Raw genomic sequence first — 18,108 nt, 5'->3', positions numbered from 1 at the left:
CTTCGTCCCTCGGATAAAGTATGGAATACGTTCGACTCGGTAAAACGAATCTCCTCGCAAGCAGGACGGCCTTCGGCGCCATGTCGCTGAAGCATACGGGAGATGTCGAAAAGGCTTCAACGCTTATCCGAAAAGCGTACGAAGCGGGAATCAATTTTTTCGATACGTCGCGCAGCAACGGTGCAAGCGAAAAGCTGCTCGGAGACGCGCTGTACGAAGTGCGGGAAAACGTCATCATCGCGACGAAATCGAAAGCCTCTTCGGGGCAGGAACTCCTTCGCGACTTGGACGAAAGCCTGGGCGCGCTGCACTGCGATGCGATCGATCTGTATCAATACGAAACCGACGGCTTTATCCCGACGGCCGACGGCAAAGACGGCATCTATCAAACGCTCCTTACGATGAAAGCCTCCGGTAAAATCAAACATATAGGAGCCGTAACCGAAGATTTCGATACCGCTTCGGAAATTATTAAAACGGAACTTTACGAAACGATTCAATTTCCGTTCAGCATGATAAGCCCGATTGACACAGCATCCCTCGTCGGCTTGTGCGCGGAGCGCGATATGGGCTTTATCGCGATGCAGCCCTTGTGCGGGGGCGTGCTTTCGAATATTCCGCTCGCCTTCGGCTTTCTCCATCAATACGAAAACGTTTTTCCGCTGTGGGGTGCGGAAACGCCCGAAGAGCTTTCGCAGATTTTGTATTTCAACGATCGGCCTCCGGTCATCGACGAAGCGTTTCAAAGAGATGTCGAAAAGCTGCGTACGTTTTTTAATTAGCGGGAAAGGCGGTTTCCCGGTTGACGATTTTTTTGTTATGTCGACAGATACGATTCTATCATCGCTTTGATCTCCGTGAGCAGTTTGCGATCGTTTTGAATTTCAGCGTAATCTACCGCAGGATTTTCGGAAAACAGCAGTGCCGGATGGATTTGAAAAATTTCCGCCATTTTTATAATTAAATCGAACGAAGGTTTTGCGATGCCGCATTCGATGTTGCCGATCGTACCGGTTGCGACGCCGCACAGTTCCGCAAAATGCGCCTGTGAAAATCCGTTTTTTATTCTGTTCTTTTTTACATTTGCGATAAACTCTTGCTGATATTCATACATCATTACCAGTATAAAATGATTTCTTGTGTTGACAATAATGTTTAATTGGTATTATACTCCGATTATCAATTAAATTGAGTAAAGCTCGGTTTAATTAAGGAGTCAGACATGAATATGTACAAAAAATTCTTTTCCTTGTTCGGCGCAGCGCTCGTCATAGCCGCTGCAGTATGCACGTTTACAAGCTGCAAAAGCGGTGACGATTCTGATCCGGCGCCCGTCGCGACGATCACATCCGAAGACGGAAGCGCGACGCTTTCGATTTTAACCCTTGACAAAGCAACGGGTACCGGCACGTACAAAGTTACCGGCAAGGTCGGTCCCGCTGATTTTACCGCTAAAGGAGACTTTGTGCTCGATGCTTCGGGAACAAAGATCACGTTGAAAAACACTAAAGTTACTCCGGATACATTTGCAGCAATGGCAGCTTCATTTAACGGGGAACATTCTATTGATGCTTCGAAAAAAGTAACGGTCTTAGCGTATACCTTTAACCTTACGCCGTTGTTCGCGTAGTAACGAAGTTATTTCAAAATAAACGATCCGAGCCGAGAACGTGCAAAGCTTTTTCGGCTCGCTCGCGCACCCCTTTCTTTTACTTCAATCGATTTTATTTACCGGTTTGCGCCGGCTGCGCTTCACCGCCTTCCCGCTGCGTAAGACTCTTCATCACGTCTTCGAGTTCCTGCTTGTCGATCGGCCGCATGATCTTTATATCGTTGTCGTCGGTCTGCAGCGTTTTCGGAGCGCCGTCTGCGTCTTTTTCGCCGAGCAGCTGCACGATCGGATTTTTCGGATTGTCGGGATTGACATCGATAACCTGCGCCGTCTCTCCGTTTGAAAGATACACATAGGTGCCGATCGGAAAGAGCGATATACTGTACAACAGCGCTTTAATGACGGTTTCGTCGTATTGCCGGTTTTCGTTTTTGAGCATTTCGACCATTGCGGCGAAGGTACTGCGTTCGTTTTTATATCCTCGAGGCGCAATAATCGATTCGAACGAACACACGACTGCGATTATCTTCGCATAAAGCGAAATTTTATCGCCCGTGATGCCCCTCGGGTAGCCCGTGCCGTTTTCGCGTTCGTGATGTTCGAAAATGCCGAATTGTACCGGCACCGGAAACTGCAACTTTTTAGCGATTTCGAATCCGATGAGCGGGTGTTTCGATATTTCATCCCGCTCGGTGGGTGACAATTGTTTGTTCGAAAGATAGAGCTGCGGCGGCAGGCGCAACATACCGATTTCGTGCAACATACACGAAGCGCCGAGTTCGACGAGCTTTGATAAGCTCATGTGCAGCTGTAAGCCGATTGCAAGCGCGAGCACCGTCGAACGCATCGAATGCGTAACGATAAAATTTTTTTTGATTGTATCGTCGGACGATGCGATCCTGAGCACATAGCCGCGGTTTTCCCGGATAAAGACGCACAAGCTCCGCACCGTTTCTTCCAGACTTTCGTAATCGATTTCTTTGTGTGTCGCATAGTGCGTATATATGTGATCGATGTAACGCATGTATTCGTCGTATACGTTTTGTACGGCAGCGAGGCGAGCTTGGTCACTGTTTTCGAGCGTCCGCGTGCGTTCCGCATCTTCGAGCGAGCGTTTTATGCCGCTGCTGAGCGCCGGTGCGGGTCTTTCGCGCATCGACGTATCTGCTTCCGATTTTGCGCGTTCTGCCATCAGGGCATCGACGTTTACATTACCTTCGCTGATAACTTCATTGAACTCCCAATCCGCAAGCGCTGCAATCACCGCTTTGGGAATGGAAACTCCGGCCGGCTCGACGACAAACAGCATATCGAGGAGCACATCTTTATTAAAACAAATACCGTCTCTTATGGCGCTCAATTCAAATGTATTCATACTACTCTCTATCCGTATATTGTAACGCGTTCCGCCCGTTTTGCAAGTCAAAAAAATCGAAATAGGCAAAAAAAAAGTTGAAAAACCTCACACGTTTTTCAACTTTTATAAACACGAAAATCGGTATTGTGCAGGCGTCCGGATGTCGAACCGTCCGCGTTATCCGACATTTTTATTATCGGGAAAAAAAGGAAAAACTTTAATGTTTAATTACGGTACATATTTTGCACATTCCGATGCGGCGCGAGCGAGTTCTTCGTAGATGCGGCGCGAGTGCAAAAGATTTTTTCGAAACGCATCTCCCGTTTTATCGCCGTTTCCGGCAAGATCGGCAAAGCGTTTCCCGTTCGGCAAAGCAAGCGACACGGCGTCTTTTACGCTGCTTTTGAGAATCGCCGCGTCTATATCGGCGAGGGCGCGAAGCATTACGGAGTGTTCCGCATTGCCGTCTGAAATCATATACATATCGCTTATATGCGCCGCACATCCGGTTGGTGCTCGACTTTTCGCCGCACCGCCGTCCGCGAGCGCATTTTCGCATATCCTCTTTCCGTCTTCCGCGATTTTTCGAAGAGAGGCGATTTCGTGCAAAAATTCGGCGCGGACGGCATCGAAGCGCTCTTTCGCCGGAGGAGAGGCTTTTTCCGATGCTTCGCTTTTTTTAATAAATTCGTTTTTTCGCGCCGTGATGTCTGGTTTTTTCAAAAACGATCGTATGTCGACGGGTTCTATGCCGGGGACCGCGATTCCGCTTCGGGAAAACGTATGCGTTTTTACATCGGGGCAGGAAGCAAGTCTGCTTTCAAACCACCATGTGAACATCTTCATGCGCGAATCGGTCGGCACGGGTTTTCCGTCGTAATCGGATGCGGTCTCCGCGCCTGCCGAAAAAAGGAGCGGGAGATTTTGCGTTTCCGCAGGGAGAGTTCGCACCGAAGTCTCATGCGTTCCCTCTTCGAACAGGCTGCCTCTGATGTGTGTCCTTTTTTCGGGAAAAGCGAAGTCAAGCCCGCAGCAATGGATTTCGGACGCACCCGCAGTATACGCGAAATTCCACGCTGCCGATGCGACCGAACCGCCCGCACCCAAATCGCCTTTTTTCCCGAGACGCCGTTCAAACCATTTTCCGATCGGAAAGAGGGATGACGAAAGTGCAAAATCTCTGCATGAAAACGAAAATACGGCGGGGTACACTGCGACTTCCGCGATGAGCACGCTCGACTTCGATGTTAAGCCTGCTATGTGGCGGTACGCGTAATACTGCGGATCTCCGACGACGATAAAATCCGGCTCGACGCCCGCTCTGAGGCACGCGCGGAGAGCCGTTTCAACGCACACGACGACGCTGCGTTTTTTGATTTCCGACAGATACGGCAGCACGCGCTCAAGCGAAGGACCTGCCGCGACGATCGTAAACGGAATGCCGTGCGCGTTTCCGGCGTAGGCTGATACTCCGCGCATCAATGCATAATTATTAATATTTTTACAGCTGTTTTTAAGCCAGCGTTTGGCAAAGCGTTCGAGCGTCGCAGCATTGATATCGTCTTTGCGTTTGTTCCGTTCGACGAGGGTTCGAAGCGTATCGAAATAATCGGATGAGTGAGCGGTTTGCGAAGGTACCGAAAAAAACGCACAGTGCGACGCACCGTACTGTTCGATAAACGAAACGACCGTGTGCGGCGGACAGGCGATGGCTGCGATGCAGTCTTTACTCGCAAAAACCGCCGTCCAATCGGTAAGCGCGAGGGACGCGAAAAAGCGGGCGGCATCGGGTTCGACGACGATGATCGCCCTGTCCGGAAAGCGAAGGGCATAAGCTTCGACCGCATAGCCGAGTCCGAAACCGAAAAAGACTGCGGCGCGGCATCCGGCAAAATCCGAATTTGCAACCGTCTGTTCGGCCTCCCGTTTCGGATTGTATGCCGAGTGGAGCAGCGCACCGCCTTCGTATGCGCTTACGCTTCCGTCTTTTGCCGAAACGATATTCCAAAACGGAAAGGGCTGTCCGATTGCCGGAGGGTTGTCATTTGAAGTATCGTGCGGGATTGAGCTGCCGCTGCAAATCGCGTCGACTGCGGCGATTTCGGATGCAAACATTTTCACGAGCGAAGGAAAACGAAAAGCAAACGCGCTGCGGTTTTTATTCCAGATTGAGTTCAATGACCATATTCTCCGTGACCGGTGTTCCCGCAGGCGGCGTTTGACTCGTAACCCAGCCGTTTCCGTGTATCGTTACGCGGAATTTTCCGCCCTCGAACAGCGGCAAAAGATCGCGCTTGGACATATTCGTAAAATCGGGAAGGAGGCTTCCGACGGTGAGCGTTTTGCCGGCGGGAATCACGATGCGTCCCGAATGCAAAAGCGATTCCGCTCCTCCGCGGCTCATGCCGAGGTGATTGATGATCGCGTCGGCGGCTTCGGCGATAACCGGAGCGACGATGCGCCCCGCATAGGTTTCGCCCTTCGCCTTTTCGATGACGATGTAGAGAATGATTTCGGGATCTTCGATCGGAAAGATCGCGATGCAGTTCGATAAAAAATCGGTGCTGCTGTATCCGCCGGATTTGTCCGCCATCTGTGCGGTTCCGGTTTTTACGCCGATGGAGATGTCGCCGAGCCGTGCGCGCGAGCCGGTTCCCGTTGTCGCCGTCGTTTCCATGCAGCTCAAAAGATATCGTGCCGTTGCTTCGCTCAATGTCCGCTCGCCGCGTTCGGCTTTGTGTTCGTAGTACGTCGATCCGTCTTTATTCGTAATCCGCTTGATCGTCGCAAGCTTTACGGGAATGCCGCCCGACGCAAGGGAAGTCGCCGCGTACATCATCTGCAGCGCGGAAACGCTTATCTCCTGTCCGATCGCAATCGTCGGTTTCGAGCGCGCCGACCACGAGCGCGAATTCGGATCTTTGACCGATCCCGCCGTTTCGCCGGGCAGATCTATGCCGGTGCGTCTTCCGAATCCGAGAACGCGTATCTTTTCGATAAATTCATCTTCGTCGATGCGGTCGCTCATCTGTCCGAGCGCGGCGTTGCATGAAAGACGGAGCGCATCGCGCGGCGTCACCCAGCCGTGTGTGCCGAGACATTTGATGCGAAGCGTCTCTCCGCTGCGTGTTTTTCTTTCGTACATACCGTTACAAAAAAAGCTGTCGCCGCTGTGTATGAGTCCTGCATCGTACAGGATCGCAACCGTAAATATTTTAAAAACGGAACCCGGCTCGTACGCCGTCATCGCAGGTCTGTCTATCGTTTCGTCGACGGTCGCTTTGTAGTATTCGTTTAAATTGACGGACGGAAGACTGATGTACGATAGGATTTCCCCCGTCTTCGCCTCGGCCGCGACGAGCATCATGCTTTCGGCCTGCGTGTTTTTCATGGCGCTTAAAGCGATCTGTTCGAGTTTGTATTGGAGATTCGCGTCGATCGTCAAATACACATTTTTGCCCGGCTCTATCTGCGCTGAGTCGGCGCCGACCGAAGGGGCGAGCACGGACTGCATCGAATACTCGGTTCCGGAAAGTCCGTTTCCGTCGTCCCCCATGTAGCCGACGAGCTGAGATGCGAGAGAGTTTTCGGGATAGACGCGTCCGGGAATCCTGTCGCAGCGCACGAACGTGTAACCCTTCGTATCGATGATCTGCTTGAGTTCATCGTATGCGGTCTGCGCTATCTTTTTTTTAAGGTAGACAAAGTGCGCACCCTTTGCGTTTTCGATGAGCGATGCGACCTCACTTTCTTTCATGCCGAGAATCGATGCGACATCTTTTGCAAAAGACGCGACGTCCGCGATCATTTTCGGCGTTACGCCGACGTGATAAAAATTCGTCTGCACGGCAAGCGGTTTCCCCGAACGGTCGACAATCGCGCCGCGTTCCATGACGGGCGTGCGCGCAGTGATTTCGGCGACGGGCGTGAGCGCGAGGCGGACGTAGCGCAGCGTGATATAGGCGGCTGCTATAAAAACGAAAACGGCAAGTACGACGATCCGTTTCATGTGAAAAAAATCGTTCATTTATTAATAATCCTGCCGACGACGTTTTTGACGGAAACGAAACCGTAATTCCTCGAATCGATCGATTCGGCATAGTTGTCGCCGAGAGCGAGGATGTATCCGTCGGGTACGCGGGAAGAAGCGCGCATCAATTCATACTGTTCTTTTGTCAGCTCGATTTTCAAATCTCCCACAAAAAGACTATATCCCGAATTCGACGAATATTCCAGATGCGCTCCTGCGACGGCGGCGCAGCGCTTTATGACGATGCGGTTCGCGTGCAGATAGATGACGATATCGCCCGCTTTCGGCTCCGCCCACGAGACAAAAAATCCCGCGCTTCCGGGCTTTACGAGGCCGTAGGCGAGTTTGTTGACGAACACCGTTTCTCCGTCTTTGATCGCCGGTTCCATCGAGCGGCCGGAAATATGCAAAAAATCGATGACGAAAAGTTTAACGACGATGCCGATACACAAGCCGATGAGTACCGGAACGATGAAGTGCTGCGCTTTTTTTCCATCTTTTTGCATAGCTTTATTCTAATATGTGTGCGTTTTTATGTCGATAGAAATGATATGGAAATAATCAGTTATGTCGGTTTTGAGGGAAGGCGGATGAAGTCGCCCTTAAAATTGCCGTTCCGCTTCGGAGAACGCAAAAACAATCTCTCCTTCGCTTTTACGCACTCTCCGCTGACACATTCGTTTACCGCGGCCGCCGTGCGCTCCGATTTTTCGCTGCGCTCGTTTTTGATTTCGCTCGGCCGCTCGGCCGAAAGCGTACTTTCGCATTGGAAAGCGGGAATTGCAGTGATCGCCGTATTCGCTTTTCTTTCGGGCGCCAAAGCGGCTCTTTCGTATGCGGCAAGCCACACCGGTCCGCTTGCGCTTAAAGACAGCGGAAAAGCCGAACTCGAAACGCTCGATAAAGTGATGGCGGCCTTTGTCGCCGATGCGTCGATAAGCTATACCGACAGCGGCGATATCGTCGGAAGCGGAAAATCCGAAGCTGAACTCGCAGCTTTATTTAAAAAGCCCGTTTCGTATCAAACCTATACGGTCAGATCCGGCGATACGCTCGGCGGCATCACAAAGCGCTTCGGCTTGACGAACCTTTCGACGCTCATCGATTTGAACGGCATTACAAACGCGCGTTCTCTGCACGAAGGGCAAAAGCTCCGCATCCCGTCGGTCGACGGCGTCATGTACACGGTGGCAAAGGGCAATTCGCTCGCAGGTCTTTCCGCGAAATTCAACGTGCCGCTTGAAGATCTCCTCGATGTAAACGATCTTTCAAGTCAAACCCTCACCGTGGGACAAAAATTGTTTATCCCGGGTGCAAAGATGGATGCGGCGAAACTGCACGAAGTGCTCGGCGACCTGTTTAAAATTCCGATTTCCGCAGCGTACCGCATTTCATCGAAATTCGGCTGGCGGCCCGATCCCTTTACCGGCGTGCGCTCTTATCACACGGGAATCGATTTGGCTTGTCCCGAAGGCACCCCGATCCGTGCGGCGATGAACGGCAAAGTCGCTTTTGTCGGCTGGTCGAACGTGTTTGGAAACTACGTCATCGTAAATCACCCGAACGGATATCAAACGCTCTACGGTCACATGGCTTCTTCGCGCGTAAAAAAAGGACAGAACGTAACGCAGGCGACGGTCATAGGGCTCGTCGGCTCGACCGGTTATTCGACGGGGTCGCATTTGCATTTTACCGTGTATAAAAACGGCCGGCTCATAAACCCGTCTTCCGTGCTGAAATAATCGGTTCTGAGGAGAATTATCCGAAACGGTTTTGCAAAATATTACGATATGGTTTATACTTACAATAGACGGAGGTCACCGTATGAAGCCGGTAACTGTGTGCCGCGGATGCGGACGCACGATCGATAACGATTTTATCTATTGCCCGTGGTGCGGCTATTCGCGCGTCGCTTCCGACGACAGCGCATCGCTCGAAGCGGTGTTCAATCAGCTCGAACAGCTGCAAAACGATTCGCGCAACCGGCAGATAAGCGAAATGGAAAAGCAGCTCGACGATCTCGTACACGAACTCGATGCGATCGTCTTGAGCGCGGAGCTGCATAAATGACGAATCTCGGCGCCCTGTGCTGCCTCGTCGTTTCTCTTACCGTACTGCCGCTCGCTGCGGGCGTTTCGTTCGGCAGTGCCGATCTGAACGACAAGGACGAAATCCTTTTTACGGTGCGCCGCGATTTTCCCGGAACTCCGTCCTACCGCTCGCTTTTTTACGCAAAGCTTGTAAACGGCGCTCCCGCAGAAAGCCCTCGAGCGCTTACCTGCTATCCCGAGCGGATGGAACTGCTTTCGGGCGGAAGCGTATTGCAAATACGGAACCGCTGCGGTACGGCGCGCTATTCCTTCGAAATGGAGAGCCTCGAATGGACCGAACAGGCCGATACGATGCCCCTCGATTCGATGCCGCTCTTTCCCCGCGCGGTAAGTCCCGACGGTGCATGGAGCTGCTTTGTCGTCAAAACGGGATTCGCCGAAGGCACTTTGATGTTTGAAAATTCCGCGACGGGCAGGCAGACCGCGCTCGATCCGCACGCATCCGTCAGTTACGATTCTCTTCCGGTTAAGTGGGCGCCCGACAGCTCCCTCGTACTCTATGCTAAAGACGGCACGGTATGTTTTTGCAGCCCCGACGCGCTTTTCCGCGGCGTCGAAATCGACGAAGCCTACCGCGAAATCGGACCGGGTTCGATCGATTCGGTGTGCTGGGCGGGCGGCAGCGTTTTTTACATCGACGGCGACATGCTCTATAAAATCAACGTAAAGGAATTGTATACGACGGGTTTGTATTCTGCCGTCATCGGCAGAGGAACGCCTGTCGGTCGTCTGCCCGAGGCCTTCGATCCTTCGCGCGATGTGTTCAGCGTCGACAAAAACGGCACCTCTCTCTTTTTAATAAAATCGGGAAAGATATTTTCGCGCTATCTCCTGAGAGGTAATTCGGCGGACTATCTTCCCGTCGTTTTTTCCCGCCCTTACGTGAGCGCAATAGGCTCCCTTGTCGATGCGGTTGTCCTTTGGGATTCCGACGGAACGCCCTATGCGTGGATGCGCGTCATGCCGTATTCGGGAGGCAAACCGATGGCCGCCGTATATCGCGCGTCCGATTCCCTTTCGCCCATTCTCTCTGCAGAAAATTCTTGTCGTCCGGTGATTTCTCCCGACGGAAGCCGCGCGGCTTTTTTTTCCGGCAGCACCGTCTATGTGTACGACATTTCGTCGTGGAAGCGCATCGGCGAACTTGCAGGGGAAAATACGGTGAGCGCGGTTTGGAACGGAAACGACACGCTCTATGTCGGAGGAGACCGATCGGTGCGCCGCTGGAACGTCGCTTCGGGCACGAGCAGCGCTCTCTTCCTTTCATCCGCTTCATCCTGTTCGTGGGACGATAAAACCGGGCGCGCGACGGTAACGGCGGGAAACAAAACTTTTTCACTCGACGCATCGCTGAAAAAGTGGACGGAACTGTCCTCTCCTCGCGAAAACAGCATTTCGATGCAAAACGGCCGCTACCGCGTATTTTTCGGAACGACGCCGCACGCGAGCTATGAAAACGCGCTGTACGTGCGCACGCTTTCGGGCAAAGCGGTTACGCGCGCGGTGTTTCCCGAAAGCGCACAAAAAACTCCCGCTCGGAAAAAAGCCGCGCTCGCTTTCGACGCATACGACAGCGCGGACGGGCTTCCGCTCATCCTCTCGGCTCTCGACACGTACAACATACGCGGAACCTTCTTTTTCAACGGCGAATTTATCAGGCGCTATCCGAAAGAGACGAAACAGATTTCGCTCACGGGTAATACCTGCGCCTCTCTGTTTTTTTCCGAACTCGACTTTACGCAGAGCCCCTTCGTCGTCGATGAAGATTTTATCCGGCGCGGCCTTGCGCGAAACGAAGACGAGTTTTTCCGATGTACGGGAAAAGAGCTTTCGCTTTTGTGGCATGCGCCGTTTTACCGTGCAACCGCCGCTGCACGGAACGCGGGGAAAAAAGCGGGTTACGCTTATGCCGAATCCGTAAGCGGCGCTGCGGAAAAAAGGACAAACACCGAGGGATATTCGAACGCACGAGTTCGCAAACCGTTCGCTTCTGCCGAATACCCGAGCGCTTACACCGGATACCGGAACGCGACCGATTTTATCGAAAGCTGTCTTGCATCTCTGAGTGAAAACGGAGGCGGCATCGTGCCTGTGAGCGTCGGCTTTTCGCGCGATTTGACAAACGAGCGCGTTTATCAAAAACTCGATTTGCTCATAAGCGCAATCCTCGATGCAGGTTTCGATATCGTCGGTGCGGACGAACTCGCCGAATAACGCTGAAAGAATCCGCACTCGTGCGCAAACGCATATAGGGAACCGCTAAAAACCGAAGTTTTTAAAGATTCCCTATACTAAAAACGGGAGTTGCTATGGCAATAATCGGCGCATTTATGGTTCCGCATCCTCCGCTCATCGTACATGAAGTCGGGCGCGGCAGGGAAAATGAAATCGCGGCGACAATTGCCGCGTATGTGCAGGTCGCAAAAAAAATCGCGAACCTCAAGCCGGAAACGATCGTTGTCACGTCTCCGCACGTACCGCTTTACCGCGATTATTTTCATATTTCTCCCGGTACCGAAGCCTTCGGGGATTTTTCCGATTTCGGTGCGTCGGAAGTGCGCTTTCACCTTTTTTACGATGCCGATTTTGTTAAGGCACTTTGCAGCGAAGCCGATAAAGCGGATATCGCGGCGGGCACGAAAGGGGAAAGGCGTGCGTCGCTCGACCACGGTACGGCGGTGCCGCTGTATTTTATTAATAAATATTATACCGATTATAAACTCGTGCGCATCGGCCTTTCGGGGCAGTCGTACAAAGCGCATTATGCGCTCGGCGAATGCATTCGGCGGGCAGCTGAAAGGACGGGAAGAAAAATTGCCGTCGTCGCAAGCGGCGATCTCTCGCACGTGCTGAAATCTGACGGGCCTTACGGGTATCGCGCGGAAGGGGCGGTATACGATGAGCGCATTATGGACGTTATGGGATGTGCCGATTTCGGAAAGCTTTTTTCGTTCAGCCCCGATTTTTGTGAAAACGCCGCGGAGTGCGGGCACCGTTCGTTTATCATTATGGCGGGCAGCCTCGATCGCACGGCAGTCCGAGCGGAAAAGCTTTCTTACGAAGGACCTTTCGGCGTCGGCTACGGGATATGCGCCTATGAAGTGACGGGGCGCGACGACGCGCGCAATTTTTTGGAGCGGTACGAAGCGGAGGAGAGGCGCTCTCTCGATGCGCGGGAAAAAAGCGAAGACGAATACGTCCGCCTCGCAAGGCTTGCGGTCGAAAACTATGTGCGAACAAAAGGCAGGCTTCGCATCGAAGGCGGTGCGGCTCTTTGCTCAAGCGGCTCCGAGCGTATGGAGCTTTCGGGCGACTTGCTCAAAAACCGCGCAGGAGTTTTCGTATCGTTGAAAAAAGACGGCATGCTCCGCGGCTGTATCGGAACGATCGTACCGGTACGGGAGAGCATTGCCCAAGAGATCGCGCACAATGCCGTAAGCGCCGCTTCTTCCGATCCGCGCTTTTCCGAAGTGACGGAAGACGAACTTTCATCTCTCGTCTACAGCGTCGACGTCCTTTCGAGCCCTGAAAAAATTTCGTCGAAAGAAGCGCTCGACGTAAAACGCTACGGCGTCATCGTGACAAAGGGAAACAGGCGCGGCTTGCTTTTGCCGAATCTCGAAACGGTAAACACGGTCGACGAACAGATCGAAATCGCGTGCAAAAAAGGCGGCATCGACAAAAGTGAAAATCCCGAACTCGAACGCTTTGAAGTTGTACGCCATTATTAAATTCCGGGTATTGCGATGGAACACGATGCAGGTACAAAAAATGTTTCGCCGAGAAATCATACGACAGTCCTTACGGCGGACGACAGAAAATCGTTAAAGCCGCTCATCCGCCGCGCGGCAGCCCCGCTTTCGAAAGATGAAATCGTCGATTCGATATTCAACGGCGACTTGCTCAAGACGATCGATTTTTTTCCGTCGGAATCGGTCGATCTCATGATAATCGATCCGCCGTACAATATCACAAAAAATTTCGGCGGCGTGAAATTCGCGTCTCGCGGAGACGAAGCGTATGCGGACTACCTTGCCTCGTGGTTTCCTCAAATCGTGCGGCTCCTCAAAAAAAACGCGAGCGTTTATATTTGCGGCGATTGGAAGAGCGCGGCATCTTTGTACACGGCGGCAAGCGGTCTTTTGACGGTACGGAACCGCATTACGTGGCAGAGGGAAAAGGGACGCGGGGCGAAGGCGAATTGGAAAAATTGTTCGGAAGATATTTTTTTTGCGACGGTAAGCGGCGATTATTATTTCGATGCGGATGCGGTTAAGCAAAAGCGGCGCGTCATAGCGCCCTACCGGAAAGACGGAAAACCGAAAGATTGGGAAGAGGGCGACGGCGGAAAATTCCGCTTGACGGGCGCGTCGAATTTTTGGGACGACATCACGGTGCCTTATTGGTCGATGAGCGAAAACACCGAGCATCCGACGCAAAAGCCCGAAAAGCTTATCGCAAAATTGATATTGGCGAGTTCGGAAAAAGGCTCGCTCGTCTTCGATCCCTTTCTCGGTTCGGGTACGACAGCCGTCGTCGCAAAAAAGCTCGGGCGCAGGTATTGCGGCATCGAAATCAACGAAGACTACTGTCTCCTTGCATTGAAGCGCCTCGCGCGTGCGGAGCGCGATACGTCGATTCAAGGGTATACGGACGGCGTGTTTTGGGAACGCAACACGGGAAGGGAGCAGGGAGAGCTTCGTGGAAAGCGTTGAGTCCGAAATGCGTGTGACGTGCGACACGTGTTTTTACCGCTGCTCTCTCGCCGAAGGCCGAACGGGAAAATGCCGCGCCCGAATCAACAGCGGCGGAAACATCGTTCCGCTCAATTACGGACGGCTTACCGCGCTCGCCCTCGATCCGATCGAAAAAAAGCCGCTGTATCGATTTTTTCCCGGAAGCATGATTTTGTCGGCGGGAAGTTTCGGCTGCAATATGCACTGCCCGTTTTGCCAAAATGCGGATATTTCGCAAAGCGGCGGCGACATCGAAACGGCATATGTTTCACCCGAATCCCTTGCCGAAAAAGCTTTATCGCTTGCTCCTCGCGGCAATATCGGCGTCGCGTACACGTACAACGAACCGCTCGTGTCGTGGGAATACGTGCGCGATGCATCGCGCTGTGTACGCTCTCTCGGTATGAAAAACGTCGTCGTTACAAACGGCTGCGTCAACAGCACTGTGATCGAAAAAGTGCTGCCGTACATCGATGCGATGAACATCGATCTGAAAGGATTTACGCGCGAGTGGTACGAAACCTTGGGCGGCGATTTGGATGTCGTCAAAGATACGATTGCGCGCTCGGTGAAGCGGGCGCACGTCGAACTTACGACGCTCATCGTTCCCGGGAAAAACGATGGCGAAGATGAGATACGCTTGCTCGCGCAGTGGGTTTCGAAAATTGATAAAAAGATTCCGCTGCACATCACACGCTTTTTTCCGCACTGGCGCATGCCGGATGGTAACGCGACGCCGGTCGACACGGTGTACCGTTCGGTTTCCGCCGCGCGCGAATACCTCGAATACGTGTACCCCGGCAACTGCTGAACATGAGAGACGCAGCTATAGACGGCAAGTTGGGACTTACCGTCTACGGCAAATCCCGCGATTAGGGTTTAAGCTGCTCTTGCCGTTTCTGCACGTAAAGTTTCATAATCACTTGGTGGCGGTGTCATACCGTTAAAACCGATGGATTTTGTTGCACCGCTTGCAGAATTCAAATTGGTTAAATAAACGTCGCATAGTAAATTAAGGAAACAATCCAAAAACTTCAGCTTTTGGATAGCCCCAACTCCGAGGGGAAGCCCCTTCCCTTGAAGAAAACAGAGCCGAAAACGCGTGCATAAGAGTATTTTTTTTGCTATACTGATTTTGCCATGATCAAGATTCAATATGCATCGGAAGTTGAAAAGGATTTTTTTACGCCCCGCGATTTTAGCGATTCGGCGGAAACGGTGCGGGCGGTTATCGACGATGTAAAAAAACGGGGCGATGCGGCGCTCCGCGATTACGGGAAAAAATTCGACGCTGCGTCTCCCGCGTCTTTTTCGGTGCCGGAGGATGAATTGCGCGCGGCTGCAGAAAAGTTCAAACGCGAACGTCCTGCACTGTACGATGCGCTTTCGTATTCCTATGATTTGGCGCTGCGTTTTGCGAAAAAGCAAAAAGAATCATTTTCGGATTTTGAAGTCGAGCTTGAGCAGGGCGTATTTACGGGGCAAAAGACAATCCCCGTGGCGAGCGCGGGCGCGTATATTCCGGCGGGCAGATTTCCCCTTATTTCGACGGTTGTTATGACGTCGGCTCCCGCAGTCGCTGCAGGCGTAAAAAAACTTGTCATCTGTACGCCGCCGAGAGTTCATCCGAACGACAAGTGTGAAGCGGAAAAGTCGGGTACGGGCATTGCCGGAAAGCCTTTTGTCGGAGGGGCGCCGTATGCGGACGAAGGCATTATGGCGGCGGCTTTTATCTGCGGAGTCAAAACGGTCTTTGCCTGCGGCGGCGCTCAAGCGATTGCCGCGATGGCGTTCGGTACAGAATCGATCCCTGCTCTCGATGTGATTGTCGGTCCCGGCAATAAATTTGTCGCGGCCGCCAAAAAAGAAGTGTATGGCGCGGTCGGTATCGATATGCTTGCAGGCCCGACGGAAGTGTTTATCATTGCCGACGGCTCGGCAAATCCCGCGTGGCTTGCAGCCGATCTTTTGGCGCAGGCCGAACACGATCCGGTCGCTCAACCCGTTCTTGCGACGCCGGACGAAGCGCTTGCACGGAGAGTTGCCTCCGAAATCGAAGCGCAGCTTGTATCTCTTCCGACGAGAGCGACGGCCGAAGCGAGCATCTCCTCGTATGGAAGGATTATCATCACGTCTTCGCTCGAAGAAGCTGCGGAATTGTCAAACCGCAAAGCGCCCGAACACTTGGAGCTTGCGCTTACCGAAGGGGCCGAATGCGATAAGCTCGCCTCTCTCGTTCACAATTACGGTTCTCTTTTTATCGGGCACTATGCGGCCGAAGTGTTCGGCGATTACGCGGCCGGCTTGAATCACACGCTGCCGACGTCGACTTCGGCACGCTTTACCGGCGGTTTGAGCGTGCGTACGTTTTTAAAAACGGTGACGACGCTGCGATGCGAAAAAGGGAAGACCGGTGTGAAAAGGAGTGCCGAAGCTGCCGCCTGTTTGGGAGACGCCGAAGGGCTTGCCGCTCACGCGAGAGCCGCTCGTCTGCGTTTAGAGAATTAATAATTTGTCGAATAGTGAGTTCGGAAAGCGGCAGCGAATGATGCTGTGCTTACGGCGAACCCGAAGATATATCGATTTCCGGAGTGCGATGTGATACGGATTTGTAAACTCGGAGAAAAAGTGCTGCGCGAAAAAGCGGAACCGATCGAAAAACTTACCGATGAGATTAAAATGCTCATCGACGATATGTTTGAAGCGATGATCGATGCGAACGGCGTCGGGCTTGCGGCACCGCAAGTCGGAAAAAAACTGCGGCTCTTTGTCGCTGTTGCGGACGACGACGTAAAGCGCGTGTTTATCAACCCGCAGATCGTTTCGACGTCGGAAGAAGTCGGCGACTATGAAGAGGGCTGTCTTTCGATTCCCGGCGTGTATGAGACGATCCGCCGTCCCGTGCGCGTTACGGTGCAGGCGCTCGATGAAAACGCAAAGCCCTTTACGCTCGAAGCGGACGGTCTTCTTGCGCGGATCATCCAGCACGAAACGGATCACTTGAACGGCGTTTTGTTTATCGACAGAGGAGATCCCGAATTCGCCGAAAAGACAAAAGCGCAGTTTAAGCAGCGTGAAGAAAAAGCTGCAAAGCGCCGTGCGGAAAAAGAATTGAAAAAAAAGCGCATCACGGCGAAGATCGCTGCAAAAGAAGCGAAAAAATCGGCGTTTCAATGATAGTCGGCCGGCTCTGAGAATCGAAGACTTCAGCGCTTTCTTTTTTATTAATTAGTAATTTTTTAGGAGCGAATGATGATTCGAGTGCTGTATGCGGGAAGTCCCGAAGCGTCCGCAAAAACGCTTTCGCTGCTTTTTGACGGTGCGGACGGTTATGAAATCGCAGGTGTTTTGACAAATCCGCCGAGCGCTCAAGGGAGACATAAAACGCCCGTTCCGACACCCGTTGCGCGTTTTGCCGAAGAGCACGGTATTCCGCTTTTTACGCCTGAACATTTGGATGCCGCTTCGCGCGAAAAGATTATCGGCATACGGCCCGACATCCTCGTGTGCTTTGCCTACGGCCATATTTTCGGTCCGAAATTTCTTTCGCTCTTTCCTTTCGGTGCCGTCAATTTGCATCCTTCACTGCTTCCGAAATACCGAGGGCCTGCTCCCGTAAACGCCGCCATCCTGAACCGCGATACCGAAACGGCCGTCACCGTGCAGACGATTTCGCTTGCAATGGACGAAGGCGATATCCTCGCGCAGGAGGCCGTCGAACTGGACGGTACCGAAACGGCGGGCGCTCTTCTCGATCACTGCGCGATTCTCGGTGCAGGCAGTATTAAAAAACTGCTCGGTGAATGCGCTGCGAACGGTAAACTTCCCGATGGGAAAAAACAGACGGGGGAAGCGTCGTATACGAAAATCATCATAAAGGACGATTGCCGCATCGACTGGATGAAAACTGCGGCGGAAATCGACGCGAAGATCCGTGCGTATTTTCCGGAACCCGGAGCGTGGACGGAAGAAAACGGCGCCCCGCTTAAAATTCTTTCCGCCCGCATTTCTGACGATATCCCCGCTTCGTCCGAAGTCCCGGGCACCGTGCTTTCCTTCGATAAAAAGCGGGGGATCCTCGTTCAAACGGGAAGCGGCATCATCGCCGTGACGGAACTGCAGCGGCAGGGAAAAAAAGCGCTCGACGCTCCGTCCTTTATAAACGGCGCGCGGAACTTTATCGGTACCGTGCTGCGCTGATTTTCTGCGGAGGCGTTTACATGGAGATGCAAGCGTTGAAACGGTGCGGAGAGTAGACGAAA

The 18,108-nt window shown here is 52.7% G+C and carries 16 protein-coding genes and 1 pseudogene; 11 read left to right on the top strand and 6 right to left on the bottom strand.

Annotated features, from left to right (window positions below; all coding sequences use genetic code 11):
* Window positions 1-20 precede the first annotated feature (20 nt).
* Window positions 21-782, top strand: a complete 762-nt coding sequence (locus tag IZU26_RS02575) for an aldo/keto reductase (protein ID WP_021330794.1) — start codon at window positions 21-23, stop codon at window positions 780-782.
* A 35-nt stretch (window positions 783-817) separates the two neighbouring features.
* Here IZU26_RS02575 and IZU26_RS02570 read toward each other — a convergent pair whose 3' ends face one another.
* Window positions 818-1,114: a helix-turn-helix domain-containing protein gene (locus IZU26_RS02570; RefSeq protein ID WP_162147025.1), complete on the bottom strand. Its 297-nt coding sequence runs from the start codon at window positions 1,112-1,114 to the stop codon at window positions 818-820.
* A 108-nt stretch (window positions 1,115-1,222) separates the two neighbouring features.
* Here IZU26_RS02570 and IZU26_RS02565 point away from each other — a divergent pair, with 108 nt between their 5' ends.
* A complete protein-coding gene (locus IZU26_RS02565) occupies window positions 1,223-1,630 on the top strand; it encodes a hypothetical protein (protein WP_433276544.1) in 408 nt (135 codons plus the stop codon).
* A 94-nt stretch (window positions 1,631-1,724) separates the two neighbouring features.
* Here the strand turns inward: IZU26_RS02565 and IZU26_RS02560 are convergent, their stop codons facing one another.
* From IZU26_RS02560 to lepB, 4 genes are all read right to left on the bottom strand, one after another.
* Window positions 1,725-2,987: an HD-GYP domain-containing protein gene (locus IZU26_RS02560; protein ID WP_310824044.1), complete on the bottom strand. Its 1,263-nt coding sequence runs from the start codon at window positions 2,985-2,987 to the stop codon at window positions 1,725-1,727.
* 210 nt (window positions 2,988-3,197) lie between these two features.
* Window positions 3,198-5,084: a motility associated factor glycosyltransferase family protein gene (locus IZU26_RS02555; RefSeq protein WP_433276542.1), complete on the bottom strand. Its 1,887-nt coding sequence runs from the start codon at window positions 5,082-5,084 to the stop codon at window positions 3,198-3,200.
* A 43-nt stretch (window positions 5,085-5,127) separates the two neighbouring features.
* Window positions 5,128-6,996, bottom strand: a complete 1,869-nt coding sequence (locus IZU26_RS02550; RefSeq protein WP_433276540.1) for a penicillin-binding protein — start codon at window positions 6,994-6,996, stop codon at window positions 5,128-5,130.
* Complete coding sequence (lepB, locus tag IZU26_RS02545) at window positions 6,993-7,505, bottom strand: signal peptidase I (protein ID WP_021330779.1); 513 nt, start codon at window positions 7,503-7,505, stop codon at window positions 6,993-6,995. The genes IZU26_RS02550 and lepB overlap by 4 nt, the downstream gene beginning before the upstream one ends.
* A gap of 45 nt (window positions 7,506-7,550) precedes the next feature.
* Here lepB and IZU26_RS02540 point away from each other — a divergent pair, with 45 nt between their 5' ends.
* The 6 genes from IZU26_RS02540 to amrS all read left to right on the top strand — a co-directional run bounded on the left by IZU26_RS02540 (window position 7,551) and on the right by amrS (window position 14,657).
* Entirely contained in the window at window positions 7,551-8,741 is a 1,191-nt protein-coding gene (locus tag IZU26_RS02540) for a peptidoglycan DD-metalloendopeptidase family protein (RefSeq protein WP_433276538.1), read from the top strand.
* Window positions 8,742-8,823: 82 nt separating this feature from the next.
* Window positions 8,824-9,069 carry a hypothetical protein gene (locus IZU26_RS02535; RefSeq protein ID WP_021330688.1) on the top strand — a complete coding sequence of 82 codons (246 nt, stop codon included), beginning with the start codon at window positions 8,824-8,826 and terminating at the stop codon, window positions 9,067-9,069.
* Window positions 9,066-11,324 (top strand): polysaccharide deacetylase family protein, encoded by a 2,259-nt coding sequence (locus tag IZU26_RS02530; RefSeq protein WP_433276535.1) that lies wholly within the window; start codon window positions 9,066-9,068, stop codon window positions 11,322-11,324. Before IZU26_RS02535 ends, IZU26_RS02530 begins: the two co-directional genes overlap by 4 nt.
* A gap of 95 nt (window positions 11,325-11,419) precedes the next feature.
* Window positions 11,420-12,841, top strand: coding sequence for an AmmeMemoRadiSam system protein A (gene amrA, locus IZU26_RS02525; RefSeq protein ID WP_433276533.1), 1,422 nt, complete (start codon window positions 11,420-11,422; stop codon window positions 12,839-12,841).
* Window positions 12,842-12,856: 15 nt separating this feature from the next.
* Entirely contained in the window at window positions 12,857-13,825 is a 969-nt protein-coding gene (locus tag IZU26_RS02520; RefSeq protein WP_433276530.1) for a DNA-methyltransferase, read from the top strand.
* Window positions 13,812-14,657: an AmmeMemoRadiSam system radical SAM enzyme gene (amrS, locus tag IZU26_RS02515; protein WP_433276527.1), complete on the top strand. Its 846-nt coding sequence runs from the start codon at window positions 13,812-13,814 to the stop codon at window positions 14,655-14,657. Before IZU26_RS02520 ends, amrS begins: the two co-directional genes overlap by 14 nt.
* A gap of 71 nt (window positions 14,658-14,728) precedes the next feature.
* Here the strand turns inward: amrS and IZU26_RS02510 are convergent.
* Window positions 14,729-14,845: pseudogene (locus IZU26_RS02510) on the bottom strand (formylglycine-generating enzyme family protein); the annotation flags it as partial.
* Between the two features lie 141 nt (window positions 14,846-14,986).
* Between IZU26_RS02510 and hisD the strand changes: the two are divergent.
* The 3 genes from hisD to fmt all read left to right on the top strand — a co-directional run bounded on the left by hisD (window position 14,987) and on the right by fmt (window position 18,046).
* Window positions 14,987-16,354 (top strand): histidinol dehydrogenase, encoded by a 1,368-nt coding sequence (hisD, locus tag IZU26_RS02505; RefSeq protein ID WP_433276525.1) that lies wholly within the window; start codon window positions 14,987-14,989, stop codon window positions 16,352-16,354.
* 93 nt (window positions 16,355-16,447) lie between these two features.
* Entirely contained in the window at window positions 16,448-17,023 is a 576-nt protein-coding gene (def, locus tag IZU26_RS02500) for a peptide deformylase (RefSeq protein ID WP_433276997.1), read from the top strand.
* A gap of 75 nt (window positions 17,024-17,098) precedes the next feature.
* Window positions 17,099-18,046, top strand: coding sequence for a methionyl-tRNA formyltransferase (gene fmt / locus IZU26_RS02495; RefSeq protein ID WP_433276523.1), 948 nt, complete (start codon window positions 17,099-17,101; stop codon window positions 18,044-18,046).
* The last annotated feature ends 62 nt before the right edge of the window (window positions 18,047-18,108 follow it).

Source organism: Treponema sp. SP13, from assembly GCF_050938355.1.
Lineage (GTDB): Bacteria > Spirochaetota > Spirochaetia > Treponematales > Treponemataceae > Treponema_D > Treponema_D socranskii.
The sequence above is the reverse complement of the archived record's forward strand: the minus strand, read 5'-3'. Positions and strand labels throughout refer to the sequence as shown.